General features: G+C 71.5%; 18 protein-coding genes. 9 read left to right on the top strand and 9 right to left on the bottom strand.

Annotated elements, in window-relative coordinates; all coding sequences use genetic code 11:
* Positions 1 to 3: 3 nt before the first annotated feature.
* Together V2J52_RS06400 and V2J52_RS06395 are read right to left on the bottom strand one after the other, a co-directional pair.
* Positions 4 to 771 carry a DeoR/GlpR family DNA-binding transcription regulator gene (locus tag V2J52_RS06400; protein WP_331227123.1) on the bottom strand — a complete coding sequence of 256 codons (768 nt, stop codon included), beginning with the start codon at positions 769 to 771 and terminating at the stop codon, positions 4 to 6.
* A gap of 106 nt (positions 772 to 877) precedes the next feature.
* Positions 878 to 1,936, bottom strand: coding sequence for a zinc-dependent dehydrogenase (locus tag V2J52_RS06395; RefSeq protein ID WP_331226844.1), 1,059 nt, complete (start codon positions 1,934 to 1,936; stop codon positions 878 to 880).
* A gap of 171 nt (positions 1,937 to 2,107) precedes the next feature.
* Between V2J52_RS06395 and V2J52_RS06390 the strand changes: the two genes are divergently transcribed.
* From V2J52_RS06390 to V2J52_RS06380, 3 genes are all read left to right on the top strand, one after another.
* Positions 2,108 to 4,156 carry a PTS mannitol transporter subunit IICBA gene (locus tag V2J52_RS06390; RefSeq protein WP_331226843.1) on the top strand — a complete coding sequence of 683 codons (2,049 nt, stop codon included), beginning with the start codon at positions 2,108 to 2,110 and terminating at the stop codon, positions 4,154 to 4,156.
* 81 nt (positions 4,157 to 4,237) lie between these two features.
* Entirely contained in the window at positions 4,238 to 6,154 is a 1,917-nt protein-coding gene (locus V2J52_RS06385; RefSeq protein WP_331226842.1) for a DUF2207 domain-containing protein, read from the top strand.
* A gap of 93 nt (positions 6,155 to 6,247) precedes the next feature.
* Positions 6,248 to 6,520 carry a GlsB/YeaQ/YmgE family stress response membrane protein gene (locus V2J52_RS06380; RefSeq protein ID WP_331226841.1) on the top strand — a complete coding sequence of 91 codons (273 nt, stop codon included), beginning with the start codon at positions 6,248 to 6,250 and terminating at the stop codon, positions 6,518 to 6,520.
* A 26-nt stretch (positions 6,521 to 6,546) separates the two neighbouring features.
* Here V2J52_RS06380 and V2J52_RS06375 read toward each other — a convergent pair whose 3' ends face one another.
* From V2J52_RS06375 to V2J52_RS06365, 3 genes are read right to left on the bottom strand one after another with little or no spacing between them, the layout of a single operon-like run.
* Positions 6,547 to 7,350: an endonuclease/exonuclease/phosphatase family protein gene (locus tag V2J52_RS06375; RefSeq protein WP_331226840.1), complete on the bottom strand. Its 804-nt coding sequence runs from the start codon at positions 7,348 to 7,350 to the stop codon at positions 6,547 to 6,549.
* 10 nt (positions 7,351 to 7,360) lie between these two features.
* Positions 7,361 to 7,786, bottom strand: a complete 426-nt coding sequence (gene msrB, locus V2J52_RS06370; protein WP_331226839.1) for a peptide-methionine (R)-S-oxide reductase MsrB — start codon at positions 7,784 to 7,786, stop codon at positions 7,361 to 7,363.
* Between the two features lie 16 nt (positions 7,787 to 7,802).
* The gene (locus V2J52_RS06365) at positions 7,803 to 8,357 is read right to left on the bottom strand and encodes a GNAT family N-acetyltransferase (protein ID WP_331226838.1); all 555 of its coding nucleotides are present in this window, start codon (positions 8,355 to 8,357) and stop codon (positions 7,803 to 7,805) included.
* Between the two features lie 57 nt (positions 8,358 to 8,414).
* On the opposite strand from V2J52_RS06365, the gene V2J52_RS06360 reads away from it, so the two are divergent.
* Both V2J52_RS06360 and surE read left to right on the top strand, forming a co-directional pair.
* The gene (locus V2J52_RS06360) at positions 8,415 to 9,419 is read left to right on the top strand and encodes a PfkB family carbohydrate kinase (protein ID WP_331226837.1); all 1,005 of its coding nucleotides are present in this window, start codon (positions 8,415 to 8,417) and stop codon (positions 9,417 to 9,419) included.
* A gap of 1 nt (position 9,420) precedes the next feature.
* Positions 9,421 to 10,284, top strand: a complete 864-nt coding sequence (gene surE, locus V2J52_RS06355; protein ID WP_331226836.1) for a 5'/3'-nucleotidase SurE — start codon at positions 9,421 to 9,423, stop codon at positions 10,282 to 10,284.
* Positions 10,285 to 10,345: 61 nt separating this feature from the next.
* Here the strand turns inward: surE and V2J52_RS06350 are convergent, their stop codons facing one another.
* From V2J52_RS06350 to V2J52_RS06335, 4 genes are all read right to left on the bottom strand, one after another.
* The gene (locus V2J52_RS06350; protein ID WP_331226835.1) at positions 10,346 to 10,918 is read right to left on the bottom strand and encodes a hypothetical protein; all 573 of its coding nucleotides are present in this window, start codon (positions 10,916 to 10,918) and stop codon (positions 10,346 to 10,348) included.
* Between the two features lie 10 nt (positions 10,919 to 10,928).
* Positions 10,929 to 11,498, bottom strand: coding sequence for a hypothetical protein (locus V2J52_RS06345; protein ID WP_331226834.1), 570 nt, complete (start codon positions 11,496 to 11,498; stop codon positions 10,929 to 10,931).
* On the bottom strand, positions 11,495 to 11,761 hold the full coding sequence (locus V2J52_RS06340) for a helix-turn-helix transcriptional regulator (RefSeq protein WP_491062171.1): 267 nt from the start codon (positions 11,759 to 11,761) through the stop codon (positions 11,495 to 11,497). The genes V2J52_RS06345 and V2J52_RS06340 overlap by 4 nt, the downstream gene beginning before the upstream one ends.
* 69 nt (positions 11,762 to 11,830) lie before the next feature.
* A complete protein-coding gene (locus tag V2J52_RS06335) occupies positions 11,831 to 12,190 on the bottom strand; it encodes a metallopeptidase family protein (RefSeq protein ID WP_331226832.1) in 360 nt (119 codons plus the stop codon).
* Between the two features lie 151 nt (positions 12,191 to 12,341).
* Between V2J52_RS06335 and V2J52_RS06330 the strand changes: the two genes are divergently transcribed.
* From V2J52_RS06330 to V2J52_RS06315, 4 genes are read left to right on the top strand one after another with little or no spacing between them, the layout of a single operon-like run.
* Positions 12,342 to 12,977, top strand: coding sequence for a SipW-dependent-type signal peptide-containing protein (locus V2J52_RS06330; RefSeq protein WP_331226831.1), 636 nt, complete (start codon positions 12,342 to 12,344; stop codon positions 12,975 to 12,977).
* A 5-nt stretch (positions 12,978 to 12,982) separates the two neighbouring features.
* Positions 12,983 to 13,510, top strand: a complete 528-nt coding sequence (locus V2J52_RS06325; protein WP_331226830.1) for a signal peptidase I — start codon at positions 12,983 to 12,985, stop codon at positions 13,508 to 13,510.
* Positions 13,511 to 13,519: 9 nt separating this feature from the next.
* Complete coding sequence (locus tag V2J52_RS06320) at positions 13,520 to 14,272, top strand: hypothetical protein (RefSeq protein ID WP_331226829.1); 753 nt, start codon at positions 13,520 to 13,522, stop codon at positions 14,270 to 14,272.
* Positions 14,269 to 15,975 carry a choice-of-anchor G family protein gene (locus V2J52_RS06315; protein WP_331226828.1) on the top strand — a complete coding sequence of 569 codons (1,707 nt, stop codon included), beginning with the start codon at positions 14,269 to 14,271 and terminating at the stop codon, positions 15,973 to 15,975. The genes V2J52_RS06320 and V2J52_RS06315 overlap by 4 nt, the downstream gene beginning before the upstream one ends.
* Positions 15,976 to 16,068: the final 93 nt, after the last annotated feature.

Below are 16,068 nucleotides of genomic sequence, written 5' to 3'. Positions count from 1 at the left end.
ACGTCACGCCACCACGACCTCGACACCTCGCCGGGTGAACGTGCTCAGCGGCACCGAGGGGCTCTGCGCGTCAGTCACCAGCACATCCACGTCCTCGAGCGCCGCGAAGCTCACCGTGGTGTCCTGGCCGAACTTCGAGGAGTCGGCGAGCACGACGACCTTGCGGGCGGCGCGCACCAGGGCACGCTTGACGGCCGCCTCCTCGGGGTCCGGGGTGGAGAAGCCGTGCTCGGCGCTCATCCCGTTGGTGCCGAGGAAGACGACGTCGACCCGCAGCCGTTCCAGCGCCTCAGTGGTGACGGAGCCGACCGCCGCCTGCGTCCGGGCGCGGACCCGGCCGGGCAGCAGGTGCAGCTCGATCGCCGGCAGCGCCGCGAGCATGGCCGCGATCGGCACCCCGTGGGTGAATGCCGTCAGGCGCAGCTCCGGCGCGAGGAAGCCGACCAGCCGCGCGGTGGTGCTGCCGGCGTCGATCGCGACCGTGCCGCCGTCGCCGGGCAGCAGCCGCTTGGCGGCGAGCCCGATCCGCTCCTTCTCCCGGGACCGGGTGAGGTCACGCTCGTCGAGGCCGCTCTCCATCGCCGACAGCGACGCCGCCGGCACCGCCCCGCCGTGGACGCGGCGCACCAGCCGCATCCGCTCGAGCGCGTTGAGGTCCCGGCGCACCGTCTCGGTGGTGACGGCGAACTCCTCGGCGAGCTCGGTGACCGACACCCGCCCGCGAGCCATCACGAGCTGCGCCGCCGCCTGCTGGCGTTCTTCCGCGTACACCATGGTCCCCTCGGTCTGCCCGGCCGGCGCCGTCTGCGCTCGTCGGCGGTGGCTCCCCCGCCGAACCGCCACCGGCCGATGGTACGGTCCCCCGCCGCCCCGTGGGTCAGGGCTCGACGGTCACCTTGATCGCGGTGCCGCTGCGGACCAGGTCGAAGGCGCTCAGCACATCCGTTAGCGGGACGTGGTGGGTGATGAGGTCCTTCACCGGCACCTGGCCGCTCGAGATGTACTCCAGCGCCCGCTTGTTGTGCTCCGGCGCCGAGCCGTTGGCGCCGTGGATGTGCAGCTGGCGGTAGTGCACGACGTTGGAGTCCAGCGCGATGACGGGGTCGGTCTTCGGCAGGCCGCCGAAGAACGAGATCCGGCCGTTGCGCGCCGCCATCGCGACCGCCTGCTCCTGGGCGACCTTGGCCGCCGTCGCGGTGATGATCACGTCGGCGCCGCGGCCACCGGTCAGCTCCATCACCCGCTCGACGACGTCCACCTGCGAGCCGTCGATGACCTCGTCCGGTGCGGCGACCGCGGCCGACATCTGCAGCCGGTCGGCGTTGACGTCGACGAGGTAGATCTCGCCGGCCTGGTGCACGCCTCGCGCGACGCGGATGTGCATGCAGCCGATGGGACCGGCACCGAAGACGACGACGACGTCCCCCGGCTCGATCCCGAGCAGGTCTTGGGCGTTGATCGCGCAGGCGAGCGGCTCGGCAGCCGAGGCCTCGTCGAACCCGACGTTGTCCGGGACACGGTTGAGGCCGTCGACCTGGAGCACCTCACGCGGGACGATCATGTACTCGGCGAAGCCGCCCTCGTACTGGTAGCCGACCGACGTCTGGTTCTGGCACACCGCCATCCACCCCTTGCGGCACTCGTGGCACTCGCCGCACGGGACGGCCGCGATCACCTGCACGCGATCCCCTACCTGCCAGTCCTGCCCGTAGGCGCTCGCCACGTCGGCCCCGACCTCGACCACTTCCCCGGCGATCTCGTGGCCGATGGTCCGTGGCGGGCTGAGGTTCTGGTGGCCGTTGTGGAAGATCTTCACGTCGGTGCCGCAGGTGGAGCAGTTGCGCACCCGGAGCTTGACCTCGTCCGGTCCGCACTCCGGCTCCGGCCGATCCTCCAGACGCACGTCCTCGGGTGCGTAGAAACGCAGGGCCTTCATCGGTCCTCCCAGTCGTCGACCGTCATGACGCCGGCGGGTCCGGTGCCACCCTCCCGATCATAGCCACAGACCCGGGCAGGTGGAAGGTTGGGAATGCTTGGCTTCTTACCCGGTCATGCGGTTAACTAGGGCCACAGTCGTGAGGCACGTCACTGATCTCAAGGAGGAGAGATGTCCGCACCCACTACCGCGAGGCCGGCAGAGGAAGGTGAGAAGCCGCCTCGGGGAGGCCTGCGCGTCGCCGTCCAGAAGTTCGGCACAGCGCTGTCCACCATGGTGCTGCCCAACATCGGCGCGTTCATCGCCTGGGGTCTCATCACCGCCCTGTTCATCGAGGTCGGCTGGATCACCCTGATCGGCGACAAGGTCCTCGGCTACGAGGGCGGCTACGGATTCGTCGAGCACCTCGGCGGCTGGGGCGTCGGCGCCGAGGGCGGCGGGATCGTCGGCCCGATGATCACCTACCTGCTGCCCATCCTCATCGGCTACTCCGGCGGCCGGATGATGTACGACGACAACCTGCGTGGCGGCGTCGTCGGCGCCATCGCCACCATGGGCGCGATCACCGGCGCGGACGTGCCGATGTTCCTCGGCGCGATGGTCATGGGACCGCTCGGCGGCTGGTCGATGAAGCGGCTGGACGCGCTGTGGCAGGACCGCATCCGGCCCGGCTTCGAGATGCTGGTCAACAACTTCTCCGCCGGTATCTGGGGCATGATCCTGGCGATCGTCGGGTTCGTCGTCGCTGGCCCGTTCGTCTCGGCGTTCTCCGCCGCGGCCGAGCGCGTCGTCGACTTCCTCGTCGACAACAGCCTGCTGCCGTTGACCTCGATCCTCGTCGAGCCGGCGAAGGTGCTGTTCCTCAACAACGCGATCAACCACGGCGTCTTCACCCCGCTCGGCACCACCGAGGCGGTCGTCGACGGCGAGTCGATCCTCTTCCTCATCGAGGCCAACCCCGGGCCGGGCCTCGGCCTGCTGCTCGCTTTCATGGTCTTCGGCCGCGGGATGGCCAAAGCCTCCGCCTCCGGCGCGGCGGTCATCCATTTCGTCGGCGGCATCCACGAGATCTACTTCCCCTACGTCCTCATGAAGCCGCGGCTCATCCTCGCGCTCATCGCCGGCGGCATGACCGGCGTCGCCACCAACCTCGTCTTCGACTCCGGGTTGCGGGCGCCGGCCGCCCCCGGCTCGATCATCGCGGTGCTGCTCCAGGCCCCGCCCGAGAGCCTCCTCGGTGTCGTCCTGTCGGTCGTGCTCGCCACCGCGGTGACCTTCGCGATGGCCGCGCCGCTGCTCAAGCTGGGCAAGTCCGACGACGGCGACCTCGCCGGGGCCACCGCGAGCATGGAGCAGATGAAGGGCAAGCGCTCGAGCGTCGCCGGTGCGCTCACCGGCGACGGTGGCGTCGCCACTCGCACCGGCACCATCGACGCCATCGTGTTCGCCTGCGACGCCGGCATGGGGTCCTCGGCGATGGGCGCCTCGGTGCTGCGCCGCAAGATCCGTGCCGCCGGGTTCGCCGACGTCACCGTGGTGAACAAGGCGATCACCAACCTCACCGACGACGTCGACCTCGTCGTCACCCACGAGGACCTCACCGAGCGGGCGCGGCAGCGCACGCCCTCCGCGATCCACGTGTCGGTGGACGACTTCATGGGCAGTCCGCGGTATGACGAGGTGGTCGAGCTGCTCCAGCAGACCGCCGACGGCGGGCAGCCGGCGGCCGGGACGGCCGGGCCCACGACGACCGCGCCGGTGGCCGCGCCGCCGCCGGCGGAACCGGGCCCGGACCTGCTCGCGCCGGAGTCGATCGTGCTGGCGGGCACCGCCACCGGCCGCGACCAGGCCATCGACGAGGCCGGCCGGCTGCTCGTCGCCGTCGGCGCGGTGACCGACGCCTACGTGGCGTCGATGCACGAGCGCGAGACGTCGGTCTCCACCCACATGGGCAGCGGTCTGGCCATCCCCCACGGCACGAACGAGGCCAAGGGCGCGATCCGGCGCACCGCGATCTCCTTCGTCCGCTACCCCGGCGGGGTGGACTGGAACGGCAACCCGACCGAGTTCGTCATCGGCATCGCCGGCGCCGGCGACGACCACCTGCAGGTGCTCGCCAAGATCGCCGAAGTGTTCCTCGACGCCGAGCAGGTCGACCGGCTCCGTGCCGCGACGACCCCCGAGGAGGTCCGCCGGCTGCTGAGCACCGTGAGCGCCTGAGCCTCCGTGCCGCGAGGGATGGGGACCGGTCCCCGGCCGCCGAGGCCGGCGTGCCCCAGCCCTCGCGGTACGGTGCGAACCGTGAACCGTGGATCGCGCATCATCACAGCGCTCGCCGTGACCGCCCTCCTCGTGCTCGTACCGTCGGGAGCCAACGCAGCGAGCAACGACGTCATCCGTGACCTCGACATCGAGATCACCGTCCGGCCCGACGGCATGCTCGACGTCGTCGAGACCTACGAGTGGGACTTCGGCAGCCGGGAGGGCCTGGGCTTCACCCGGGTCCTCGACTCGCGCTTCGAGTACGACCCCGAGCCGGACATGGACCGCGTCTACCGCTACGACGACTTCCGGGCGAGCAGCCCCAGCGGGGCGCCCGCCGGGGTCTGGCCCCGCACCGAGGGCGCCCGGGTCCGCGCCGACGTCGGCGCGGCGGACGGCTCGTCCGACCGGCGCAGCGGACGCCAGACCTACGTCCTTCACTACACCGTCGAGGGCTCGCTCAACGCGATCCGGGACCAGGACGGCGTCGAGGACCAGGAAGAGCTCTACTGGAACGCCACCGGGCTGGACTGGGACATCCCCATCGAGGCCGCCACCGTCACCGTCACCGGCCCGGCGACCATCGGTGACCACGCCTGCTACCAGGGCCCGCGCGGCACCGACAACGAGTGCGACACCCTCAGCGCCACCGGCACCCAGGTGACCGCGAGCACCGGCCGGCTCGACCCGGGCGAGGGCATGACGATCATGGCCGCCTTCCCGGTCGGGACCTTCGGTGAGATCACACCGATCCTCGAACCAGCGTCCAGCGGTCCGTTCGGCGACACCGCCCTCGGCCGGGTCACCGACCCGATCGCGGACTTCTTGCTCGGCAACACTCCCTGGCTGCTCCCGCTCGGAATCGCCGCACCGATCGGCTTCGGCTACTGGCGCCGGCGCAAGGGCCGCGACCTCCACTTCGTCGGGTTGCCACCCGGGCTGCTCCCGCCGGCCGGCGCCACCCCCGAGGTGGCCCAGCTGTCGAGCGAGCCGCCGGTCGCGGTGCGCTTCACTCCGCCCGACGGCCTCCGGCCTGCCGAGGTGGGGGCGATCCACGACAAGCACACCAACGCGCAGCAGATGTCGGCGACGATCATCGACCTCGCGGCCCGCGGCTACCTCCGCATCGAGGAGACCCCCGCGGCCGGGCTACTCAAGCGCACCGACTGGGACCTCGTCGCCACGCCGGAGACCGCACCGACCGATACGCTGCGCATCTACGAGGAGCTGCTGCTGCAGAGCCTCTTCCGGGGGCGCCGCCGCGTGAGGTTGTCGTCGCTGCGCAACAGCTTCGCCCTCACGCTCAAGCAGGTCCAGGGCAAGCTGGCGGACGACATCGACGCGCGCAGTCTCTTCGTCAAGCCGATCCAACGCGATGGCCGCACCAGCCGGCCGTTCCGCGTGGTGTTGCTCGTCTTCGTCTGGATGCTCGTCGGTCAGGGGGTGGTCATCAGTATCGGCGCCGGGTCGGTGGGGATCGTCATCGGCGCCGTCGGAGGGCTCGCCGTCGCATTCGGTCTCGCCACGGCACTCACCCGCAAGGCCCGCCGGCAGCGCAACGCGGCCGGCCGCGCGCTGTACGAGCAGGGACGAGGCTTCGAGCTCTACCTCGGCACCGCCGAGGGGCACCAGCTGCGCTTTGAGGAGGGGGAGGACATCTTCTCCCGCTACCTGCCCTACGCGATGGTCTTCGACGTCGCCGAGCGGTGGGCCGGCATCTTCGAACAGCTCCGGCAGCAGGGCTACCGGGTCACCGAACCGACATGGTACGTCGGGACCCACGGTTTCAACTCCCGGTCGTTCAGCAACATGGGCGCCGCAATGTCGTCGTTCTCCTCGACCGCCAGCAGCACGCTCAGCTCGACGCCGGGTTCCTCCGGCGGATCGGGGTCCAGCGGCGGTGGCGGTGGGTCGTCAGGCGGCGGCGGAGGCGGTGGCGGGGGCGGCGGTCGCTGAGCCGCTTCCGGGTGCGGCCGGGTGGCGGCCGTGCCACGATGCGGTCCGTTACTTCCCCGGCACCGCCCGGTGCCATTGACGAGAGGACCCACCATGGGCGAGCTCATCGGTCTCATCATCTTCGGCGCCATCATCGGCGCTTTGGCGCGGCTGTTCATGAAGGGTGACCAGAACCTCGGCATCCTCTGGACGATCATCCTGGGAGCCGGCGGCGCCGCCCTCGGCTACTGGATCGCCGGCCTGCTCGGTGTCGACGACACCGGCGGCGTCGACTGGCTCCGCTGGATCATCTCGATCGTCATGGCGGTCATCCTCATCAGCATCTACCTGGGGCTCACCCGCGGGAAGACCACCAACCGCCGGTAACGCCACGTACGCACCGGCCCGCGCTGTCACCGACGGCGCGGGCCGCCGTGCGACTCCTGACCGACGACGTCGACGGCGAGCGCGAGGTGGTCGGAGATCGCCAGCCGCGTCGTCACCGGCGGCCCCGATGCGCGCAGACCCGGACCGCTGAGGACGTGGTCGAGCTGCCGGCGCGGCCGTGCTGCCGTGAAGGTGTCGACCCGCGCCAGCGGTGTCATCCCGGTGACGGCGGCGACGTCGTCGGCCTCGAGGTTGAGGTCGCCGACGAGCAGGTGCGGTCCGGGCAGGGTGCGCAACGCCCACGCCGCCTCGGCAAGCTGCCGGCGGGCGGTGGGCCGGTCGACGCTCAGGTGGGTGCACGCTACCGTCACCCTTCCCGCGGGGCCGTCGACGACGGCGGCGAGCACGGTCCGTGGCGGGTCGAGCCGCGGGTAGCGCAGGTGCTGCTGCCAGCCGGCCGCGCGCAACGCGGGCCACCGGGTGGGTCCCGGGCGCAGCGGACGCACGTGCCACGACACCACCGGCCACCGGCTCAGCAGCGCGACGCCGTACCCGGGACGCCCCGGGACGTGCGAGGGCACTGCCCGCCGTCGGACGCCGCGCTCCTGCCCGGCGAACTCGGCGGCGAACCGCCACCACCGCGTGCCGAGCGCACCAGCGGCGACCGCGGCCTGGTCGATCCGGCCGCTACGGGCCTGACCGACGTCGACCTCCTGCAGCGCGACGACGTCGCCGTCGAGCGGTGCGAGCGCCGCCGCCAGCTGCCCGTGCGAGTCTGCACCACCGGCCACGGGGTGCCCGTGCTGGAGGTTGGCGGTGACCACCCGCACGGGGGTGCGCTCAGCCGGTCTCGAAGGTGAGCGCGACCGAGTTCATGCAGTAGCGGTCGCCGGTCGGGGTCTGCGGTGCGTCGGGGAAGACGTGACCGAGGTGGGAGTCGCAGCGGGCGCAGCGCACCTCGGTCCGGACCATCCCCAGGCTCCGGTCGTCGATGAGCGTCACGGCGTCGGAGTTCTCCGGCGCGAAGAAGCTCGGCCACCCGCAGTGGGCGTCGAACTTGGTGCTGGAGCGGAACAGCTCGGCACCGCAACCGCGGCACCGGTAGACGCCTTCGCGGTCCTCGTGCAGCAGCTCCCCGGTTCCCGGGCGTTCCGTCCCGGCCTCCCGCAGCACGTGATATTCCTTGGGAGACAACCGCTCCCGCCACTCGTCCTCACTCAACGCTGCCGGGCGACCGAGGTCGATCGGCTGCTGGTTCGCAGTCATGGATCCATAGTGCGCCTTACCGACCGCTTTCGTCATCTTTTCTCTGCGAGACGAGCTGCTTGCCGAAGAAGTGGGTCGTGTAGGGGTTGTCCTCGAAGGCCTCGACCGGCTCGTAGCCCGCCGCGACGTAGAGCCCGAGGGCCTCGACGAGGGACTCGTTGACGGCGAGGATCACCCGGTGCCCGCCCAGCGCCCGGGCACGGTTCTCCAGCTGCTTCAGCAGGAACTTGCCGAGGCCACGGCCGCGGACGTCGGGCCGCAGCCACATCCGCTTGATCTCGACGACGCCGGGCGCGAGCACGTGGACGGCCCCGAACCCGGCCAGCTCGGCGGTCGCCACCTCGAGCGCGAGGATGAAGTCGCCACGGGGCGGCGTGACGTCCAGCGGGTCGGCGGCGTGGGAGAGCTCCGGGTCGTCCGCGGACTCCAGCCGGTCGGCAAGCTCGTCGAGGTAGGCGCGCATCGCGCGGGCAGCAGCCTCGCTGCCCGACTGCCCCTCGAGGATCCGCACCGGCGGAGCGGGCGACGGCCGGCGCCGGTCGGCGGCTGCGACGCCGTTGGCTTCGTCCATCGCTCAAGTGTGCACCTGATGCTGCGCGTTGTCCTCCACGGCCGTAGGCTCCCGAGCATGGCAACGCCAGCCTCCGCGCCGTCCCGGCCCCGCCTGTGCGTGCTCGGCCCCACGCCGCTCCTCATGGTCGAGGTCGAGGGCAGCGACGCCGACGCGGAGGTCCACCTCCACCCCGGCGGGCAGGGGCTGTGGGTGGCCCGGATGGCGCAGTCCCTCGGCGCCGAGGTGACGATCTGCGGCCCGTTCGGTGGCGAGGTCGGCACTGTCCTGCTGCCGATGCTGGCGTCGGAGCAGTTCACCGTCCGGTCGGTGCCGTACAACGCGGGCAACGGCGCCTACATCCACGACCAGCGTGGCGGGGACCGAGCGACACTCGCCTACATGACCCCGCGCCCGCTCAGCCGGCACGAGCTCGACGACCTCTACGGCACGGTGCTCGTCGAGGCGCTGGAGAGCGACGTCGTCGTCATCACCGGCGCGGAGCCCGCGGATGTCCTCCCGGCGAGCTTCTTCTCACGGATCGTGCGCGACGTGCGCAGTGCCGGCAAGTTGATCGTTGCCGACCTGTCCGGCGAGGCGGCCCTCGCCGCCGCGGCGGAGGGACCGGCCGTGCTGAAGATGAGCCACGAGGAGATCCAGGCCAGCGGCCTGGCCGACGACGACTCCCTCGCCGCGCTCGAGGCGGCCGGCAACCGGCTGGTGTCCGGCAGCGTCGGCGCGGCGATCATCTCCCGTGCCGGGGAGCCCACCCTCGTCATCACCGAGGGCGCCACCCACATCCTGCGAGGCCCGGTGGTGACGCCGCTGGACCACCGCGGCGCCGGGGACTCGCTCACGGCTGGCGTCGCGGTCGCGCTGGCGCGCGGTTCGAGCGTCGCCGACGCCGCCCGGCTCGGCGCGGCCGCCGGTGCGCTCAACGTCACGCGCCGCGGTCTGGGCACGGGGCGGCGCGAGCAGATCGAACGCTTCGCAGACCAGATCACCGTCACGGAGCTCAGCAACGACGACCGCGCCGCGGCAACCACCCCACCACCGGCAGCCGGCACGAAGCAGGAGGTGTGAGATGCGGGTGCTCATCACGAACGACGACGGCATCGCGTCCGCCGGACTGACCGTGCTGGCCGAGGTCGCGCTGGAGGCCGGCCACGAGGTCGCCGTGGTCGCACCCCACCGGCAGTACTCGGGCGCCAGTGCAGCGCTGACCTCCCAGGAGGTCGACGGGCGGCTCGCGCTGGTCGACGAGCGACCGCCGGGCCTGCCCGCGGCCGCCAGCGCCGTCGGCGTCAAGGCCGCCCCCGCGCTCATCACCTTCCTCGCCGCCTACGGCGCGTTCGGGCAGCGGCCCGACCTCGTGCTCTCCGGGGTCAACCTCGGTGCCAACACCGGGCGGGCGACGCTCCACTCCGGCACGGTCGGGGCGGCACTGTCGGCAGCCACCCAGGGCATCGGCGCGATGGCAGTGTCCATCGCTGCGGCGAACCCGCAGCACTGGGCCACCGCCAAGCTCGTCACCGCTACCGCCTTCGAGTGGCTCGTCGAGCAGCCCGACGACGACGAGCGTGTCCTCAACGTCAACGTGCCCGATGTCCCGGCGGGTCAGCTTCGCGGGCTCCGGGCTGCGCACCTGGCGAGCTTCGGTGCGGTCCAAGCCCGGGTGAAGGAGAAGGGCCAGGGCTACGTCTCACTCACCTACTCGAGCGTCACCGCTCGCGACGAGCCCGGCTCGGACCACGATCTCCTCACCCGCGGCTGGGCCACCGCCACGCTGCTCACCTCGCCGTACGACGACGCGGGCGACACCGTCCTGCCGAGCTTCGAGGGGCGCGGCAAGCACGGCCCGGTGAGCGTCGACGTCAGCTCAGGGACGGTGATGAGCTCGGGTGACGACCGCCCCAGCGGCGAGATTCCCGACGAGCAGCCCGGCTGAGACCGAGGGAGGCCCGGCCCGCGTAGCGATCGACCGCTGTGGCGATCGGCCCACGCACAGATCAGGTGTCGCGACCGCCGCCGTCCGGCCTCGACCGCGAGCGGCGGCGGCGCTTGATGGCCATCACCACCTCCATCCCGATGATCCAGGCGCCAGCCCCCAACGGCAGGCCCCCGGCAGCGCTACGGACCAATGACGATGCCTCCGGGCCGGTACCGACGACCTGGATGTCAGGCAGCAGGCCGTGGCCCGAGTACCCGGTGTAGGACATCCCCGCCAGCACGAGCACCACGGCGAAGAACCGGAGCACGCGGCGCACAGACCAGGTCTCTGGCCGAGGCTGCTCGGTCAGCCGGCGATAGTCGACGTCGTTCGACTGCGCATAGTCCTCGATCACCCGGCCGGCGATCGAGATGATCGCGAGCAGCGCAGCGGGCACCAGCCAGCCGCCGAACCACGCCGCGACGATGGCCAGGCACAGCATCGCGTCGAGCAGCACGCGGTTGCCCCGCGCTGTCGCCTCCAAGAGCACCGCCTGCTCGCGCTCGTCCCCGGGCAGGCGCACGGGCGGCGGTGGCTTGGCCGTGGCGCTCCACTCCCACCCCACGGCTTCGTCCTCACGGTCGCCTGACATCCTCGTCCTCTCAGTCCTCGTCGTCGGCACCGGAGCCGGCGGTGGCCCGGCGCGTGCGCTTCCTCGCGGAGACGAGCAGCACGACGAGGCACACGACGCTGCCCCCCAGGCCACCGATGACAGCACCTTCGACCAGGCTTGCCATGAACCCGGTGGCATCGGGCCCGACGACGTCGAGCGACGGCAACCGGACCAGGCCGTGGCCGGTGAAGACCGTGAACGCCATGGCCCCGACGGTGACGATCAACCCGCCGAAGACCACCGCGAACGTCATGACCCGATCCTTGAGCCCCGCCCGGTCCGCGATCTCGTCGACCTCGACGTCATGACGTCGCGCGTACCAGAGCGCGGCCCAGGTGGGGACCGCCAGGAGCGCAAGGACGACGGTCGGGACTACGAGCGACCCCAGCACCGCCGAGACGAGAGCGACGACGAGGTTCGCGTAGATGCCGAGCGTGAAGCCGAAGGTCGCCGCCTCGGTGAACACCGCCCTCTCACGCTCGTCGCCGTAAGCGGGGCCGTCCAGGTCCATGAACCGGCCGGCCGTGCTGGTGGCCCGTCGTCCATACTTGGGATTCATCGTCCTGCCTCCTGAGATTCGTCGGCCTCGGCGAAGAGGTCCTCCACGGTGGCGCCGAGCACCTTGGCGATGCGCAGCGCGAGGTACACCGACGGCGCATAGTCGCCCCGCTCGACGGCGATCACCGTCTGCCGGCTGACGCCCACCGCCTGCGCGAGCTCGGCCTGCGTCAGCCGCCGCTCGCGCCGGCGCAGCCGCACGGGATGCGTCGCGTCTGACACCTGTCGGGAACTCACGAGGGCAATGTTAGGAATCCTTGACATTCATGTCAAGAGTCATTGACATCGAGGAGGTGCCGGCCTCGCAAGGCTCGCGCCGGCGCGTCCCGCGTTCTACGCCCAGCCGAGCTCGTGCAGCCGCTCGTCGTCGATGCCGAAGTGGTGGGCGATCTCGTGGATGACGGTCACCGCGACCTCGTCGACGACCTCCTCCCGGTCCTCGCACATCCGCAGCGTGGGCCCGCGGAAGATCGTGATGCGGTCGGGCAGCGAGCCGGCCGCCCACCAGGAGTCACGCTCGGTCAGGGGGGTACCCTCGTAGAGGCCGAGAAGGTCAGGGTCGCCCGCGTCGGCAGGCGGCTCGTCCTCAACGAGGACGACGACGTTGTCCATCTTGTCGGTGAGCTCGGTGGGCACGAGGTCCAGCCCGTCGCTGACCGCATCCTCGAACTCCTCACGGGACATCTCCACCATAGGGCCATCGTCCCTCATCCGAGAGGCCACGTCGTCAGGTGTTGGTCGTCAGGTGTTGGTCGTCACCCCTCCGACCCCTACCTTCTGCCAACAGTTGATGAGACAATTGAATCGACAACGTTCGATCGATCACTTGCTACTGGGGGACGACATGAGCACGACCACGGCAACCACCGCCCGCTCCAAGAAGGTCAAGGCCGCTCTCGCCGGAGGACTGGTGCTCGGCATCGGTGCCGCGGTCACGCTGGCCTCCTGGACCGACCAGGCGTACGTCGACGCCCAGTTCGGGACCAGCGAGTTCAACATCCAGGTGCAGACCACCGAGGAGGCCGGCTGGGTCGAGGCCGACCAGGACGCCGGGGCAGACGCCAGCACCCTCGCGTTCACCGTCGACTTCGCCGACGCTCTGCAGCCCGGTGACACCGTCTACGCACCGCTCGACCTCCAGACCGACGAGACCTCCGTGGCGGGCACTGTGACCCTCGAGCCCGCGTCGGCTGACGACGCGGGCACCGGGGGCCTGTTCGACGCGCTCACCTACACGGTCACCGAGCTTGCCGCGGACGCCACCTGCGACGCCGACGCCGCCGGCACGGCGCTGGTGACGAACGCCGGCCTCGCCACTGGCTCAGAGACCGGGGCCATCAGCCTCGGCGCTGAGGGTGTCGACCCGTCGAACCTGTGCTTTGCCGTCACCCTCCCCGAGAGTGCCGACAGCCCCGACCTGCAGGGTCTGACCACGACCGCCCTGTGGCGCCTCGCCGCCGAGTCGGTCGACAACGCCTGAGCGCGATGACTGCCGCCGCACCCGGCCAGCGGCGTCACCGCACGTCGGTGCGGCCGGCCAGACCGACCCTCGGCGACCGCCTCCTCACACTGGCGGCGGTCGCCGGGGCGGCCTGCCTCCTGCTCGTGGCGCTGGCCTGGGCGGGCGGCATCACCCTGATCATGTTCCGCACCGGTTCGATGCAACCGACGATCCCGACCGGCAGCCTCGCGGTGGTCCGTGAGGTACCGACCGACGAGATCGCGGTCGGCGACGTCGTCACGGTTGACCGCACCGGCCGCCTGCCAGTGACGCACCGAGTCGTCGGCATCGAGGCCACCACGCCGGCGACGCTCACCCTGCAGGGTGACGCCAACCCGGCCCCGGACGCCGAGACGTACCAGGTCGAGACGGTCCGGCAGATGATGTGGTCGGTGCCGGAGCTCGGCCGGATCGTCGCCAAGCTTCAGCACCCCTACGCGCTCGGCGCGACGGCGGTCGTCGTGGCCGGGTGCGTCACCTGGTGGCTCTGGCCACGGGCGCGAGAGGAATAAGGAGACCGCATGACGGGGGGACGCTTGACACGGCCAGGGGGCACGCACCGCCGCACCCTGTGGGCGATCACGGTGCTCGGGGGGCTGTCGCTCGTACCGACCGTCGCCCACGCGGAGACGGTCCCCACTGGTCCACCGGCGCCCGAGCAGGGCGACTACCTGCGGCTTGACGCCGACCCTGGGCAGCTCCTGCTGTCCCCGGGCGACAGCGCACAGTGGCGCGTGGGCGTGGACCTGGTCGATCCCCCCACCCCGGGCGACATCGCCCTGCGCATCGACGCCGACGGGTCACTGACGGACGTCGAGGGCGGGATGACCTTGAGCATGAGCTGGTGCGACGCACCCGACGCTCGGTGCGAGGGCGGCACGGCGCTGCTGCCAGCGACGCCGGCAGCAAACCTGCCGGACGCTCCGCTGCAGGTCGATGGTCTTTCCAGCGGCTGGCTGCTGGTGACGGCGACGGTCCCGGAGGACGCCCTGCGTTCCGCGCAGGGGCGTGAGCTCCGCGTCGCCGTCGACGCTCACGCCCAGGGGAGCGACGCTCCGGCGCCGGACGACGAGCCATCGGCCCCTGCCGACACTCCGCCTGCGAGCACATCCGCACCGGACGCCGTGGAGCCGCCGGGCCGGCTGACCACCTCGGGTGCTCCCCTGCTCGCGCCCGCACTCCTGGCGGCCGCTTCGGTGCTCGTCGGTGCCGGCCTGGCCGGCGCACGGCGTCTCTCGCGCCGGCGGCAGGAAGAGATGGGGAGCAGCTCATGAGCAGGCCCGACGCATCCGCCCGTCACCAGCAGAGCGGTGCCCGACGCCGCACCACCGGCTGGCGCCGCCGCCTCACCGCGCGCCGCCGCCCGGCGGCCCTGCTCGCCGCCACGCTCGTGGCCGCGGTCGGCCTGGGCCAGGCCACCGCCCCCACCGACGCCCAGTGGACCGACCAGGCGTACGCCGAGGGGACGGTCACGACGGGGCAGTGGGTGCAGTCCCTGGCCCGGGCCCAGCTCATCGACGTCGACGGCCTCAGCCTCGACGTCGCCGACGCCATCCGCACCGACTCCAACAGCATCGACTCCCCGGGCGCGAACACCGCCGAGATCGACGCCGACGTGCTCCAGCAGCTGGTCGGCCTCGACCTGCCGGGCATCGAGCTGCCGCTCATCGGTGATGACAACGTCGAGGGACTCCTCAACCTCGGCAACGCTGCGGGCGCGGGCCTCCTCAAGGGATACGCCACGTCCCCTGCCCAGACGACCTCGACAGCTGCGTCCGGCACCGTGGACGACTCCGACGGCTCCATCGGCCTCGACGCCGGCTCGAGCACCGACTTCGCCCGTCTCGACCTCGGCGCGCTCCTGAGCCAGCTGCAGGTCGAAGGCCTGACCAACGAGGTCGTCCGCGCCGTCTCCCTCGAGGTCGGCGCCCTCGCCTCCCGTGCCGACGCCGACGGCGAGGACCTCGACCTCCAGTACCTCCTGGCCGGCGCGGAGCTCAACGTCTCCAGCCCGCTGCTGGGCACGCTGTCCGACACGCTCGCCACCACCTACGAGGCGACCGGCACGCTGGTCGAGGAGTCCCTCAGGGGGCTCGTCGGTAGCGGTGGCCTGGTGGACGACGCGCTGGGTCTCATCGACCTGCCGGCGGTCACCATCCCGCTGCTCGCGACGGTAGAGCTGGACCGGCCGACCGCCACGCTCGACGTGACACTGCCGCCGCTGGGCGATGTGCCCACCACGCCGATCTCCTCGCCGGGCGAGCTAGTCACCATCGACCTCTCGCAGGGCACGATCGGTGTCGACATCGCCAAGCTGCTCAAGGGCACCGAGGGGGAGGACCTCAACGGGCTGGACCCGAACACGTCGGTGCTCACCGACGAGACGATCGAGGCCATCGTCACGGGCGTCGCCGCCGCGCTCGGCGCCCTGCTCGACTCGATCAACGAGACGGTGCTGACCACGCTGCACGAGACCGAGTTGACCGTGAGCGCAGGTGGCCGGCTCCGGCTGCTCCTGGGGCTCGCCGGCACCGATCTGGACATCAGCCTGCATGGGACCTTGGCCGGCTTCGCCGGTCTGGAGGGTGCCCCCGCGCCTAGTTACGGCACCATCGCCGATATCACTCTCGTTGGTGTCACGGTCCCGGCCGGCGACCTGATCAACCTCGTCGTCGAGCCGCTGCTCGCCTCGGTGACCGCCGCCCTCGGGCCGGTCCTCGACACCGCACTGACCACCCAGGCCGACGTCCTGGCGAACGCGCTCACCGGCGTCGTCGACGTGGTGCTGGAGCCGCTCGAGCCGGTGCTCGACGGCGTACTGAGCCAGCTCGTGACGATCACCATCAACGAGCAGCCGGAGGTCGGCGACCTGGGCGAGGGCTCCGCGACGGTCCGCGCGCTGGCCCTCAGCCTGCTGCCGGGCCTGCTCGACGTCGGCGTCGACCTCGCCTCCTCCAGCGTGCTGGTCGTGCCGTGAGTCGCCACCGAGGCAACCTCGCGCCGGCGCCCACCCGACGTGCCGCACGCCACACCCAGCCGTTTTGCTACTGCGCCGTCTTTCACCGTATGC

It is taken from the genome of Georgenia sunbinii, assembly GCF_036421875.1.
Classification (GTDB): Bacteria; Actinomycetota; Actinomycetes; order Actinomycetales; family Actinomycetaceae; genus Georgenia_B; species Georgenia_B sunbinii.
The sequence above is the reverse complement of the archived record's forward strand: the minus strand, read 5'-3'. Positions and strand labels throughout refer to the sequence as shown.

Excerpts from the sequence above, each read along its gene's own strand:
- V2J52_RS06340 (WP_491062171.1), bottom strand. The coding sequence starts at position 11,761 with ATGTCAAGGATTCCTAACATTGCCCTCGTGAGTTCCCGACAGGTGTCA.
- V2J52_RS06330 (WP_331226831.1), top strand. The coding sequence starts at position 12,342 with ATGAGCACGACCACGGCAACCACCGCCCGCTCCAAGAAGGTCAAGGCC.
- V2J52_RS06345 (WP_331226834.1), bottom strand. The coding sequence starts at position 11,498 with ATGAATCCCAAGTATGGACGACGGGCCACCAGCACGGCCGGCCGGTTC.
- V2J52_RS06350 (WP_331226835.1), bottom strand. The coding sequence starts at position 10,918 with ATGTCAGGCGACCGTGAGGACGAAGCCGTGGGGTGGGAGTGGAGCGCC.
- msrB (WP_331226839.1), bottom strand. The coding sequence starts at position 7,786 with ATGACTGCGAACCAGCAGCCGATCGACCTCGGTCGCCCGGCAGCGTTG.
- V2J52_RS06325 (WP_331226830.1), top strand. The coding sequence starts at position 12,983 with ATGACTGCCGCCGCACCCGGCCAGCGGCGTCACCGCACGTCGGTGCGG.
- V2J52_RS06315 (WP_331226828.1), top strand. The coding sequence starts at position 14,269 with ATGAGCAGGCCCGACGCATCCGCCCGTCACCAGCAGAGCGGTGCCCGA.
- V2J52_RS06360 (WP_331226837.1), top strand. The coding sequence starts at position 8,415 with ATGGCAACGCCAGCCTCCGCGCCGTCCCGGCCCCGCCTGTGCGTGCTC.
- V2J52_RS06335 (WP_331226832.1), bottom strand. The coding sequence starts at position 12,190 with ATGGTGGAGATGTCCCGTGAGGAGTTCGAGGATGCGGTCAGCGACGGG.
- surE (WP_331226836.1), top strand. The coding sequence starts at position 9,421 with ATGCGGGTGCTCATCACGAACGACGACGGCATCGCGTCCGCCGGACTG.
- V2J52_RS06320 (WP_331226829.1), top strand. The coding sequence starts at position 13,520 with ATGACGGGGGGACGCTTGACACGGCCAGGGGGCACGCACCGCCGCACC.
- V2J52_RS06365 (WP_331226838.1), bottom strand. The coding sequence starts at position 8,357 with ATGGACGAAGCCAACGGCGTCGCAGCCGCCGACCGGCGCCGGCCGTCG.
- V2J52_RS06395 (WP_331226844.1), bottom strand. The coding sequence starts at position 1,936 with ATGAAGGCCCTGCGTTTCTACGCACCCGAGGACGTGCGTCTGGAGGAT.
- V2J52_RS06390 (WP_331226843.1), top strand. The coding sequence starts at position 2,108 with ATGTCCGCACCCACTACCGCGAGGCCGGCAGAGGAAGGTGAGAAGCCG.
- V2J52_RS06380 (WP_331226841.1), top strand. The coding sequence starts at position 6,248 with ATGGGCGAGCTCATCGGTCTCATCATCTTCGGCGCCATCATCGGCGCT.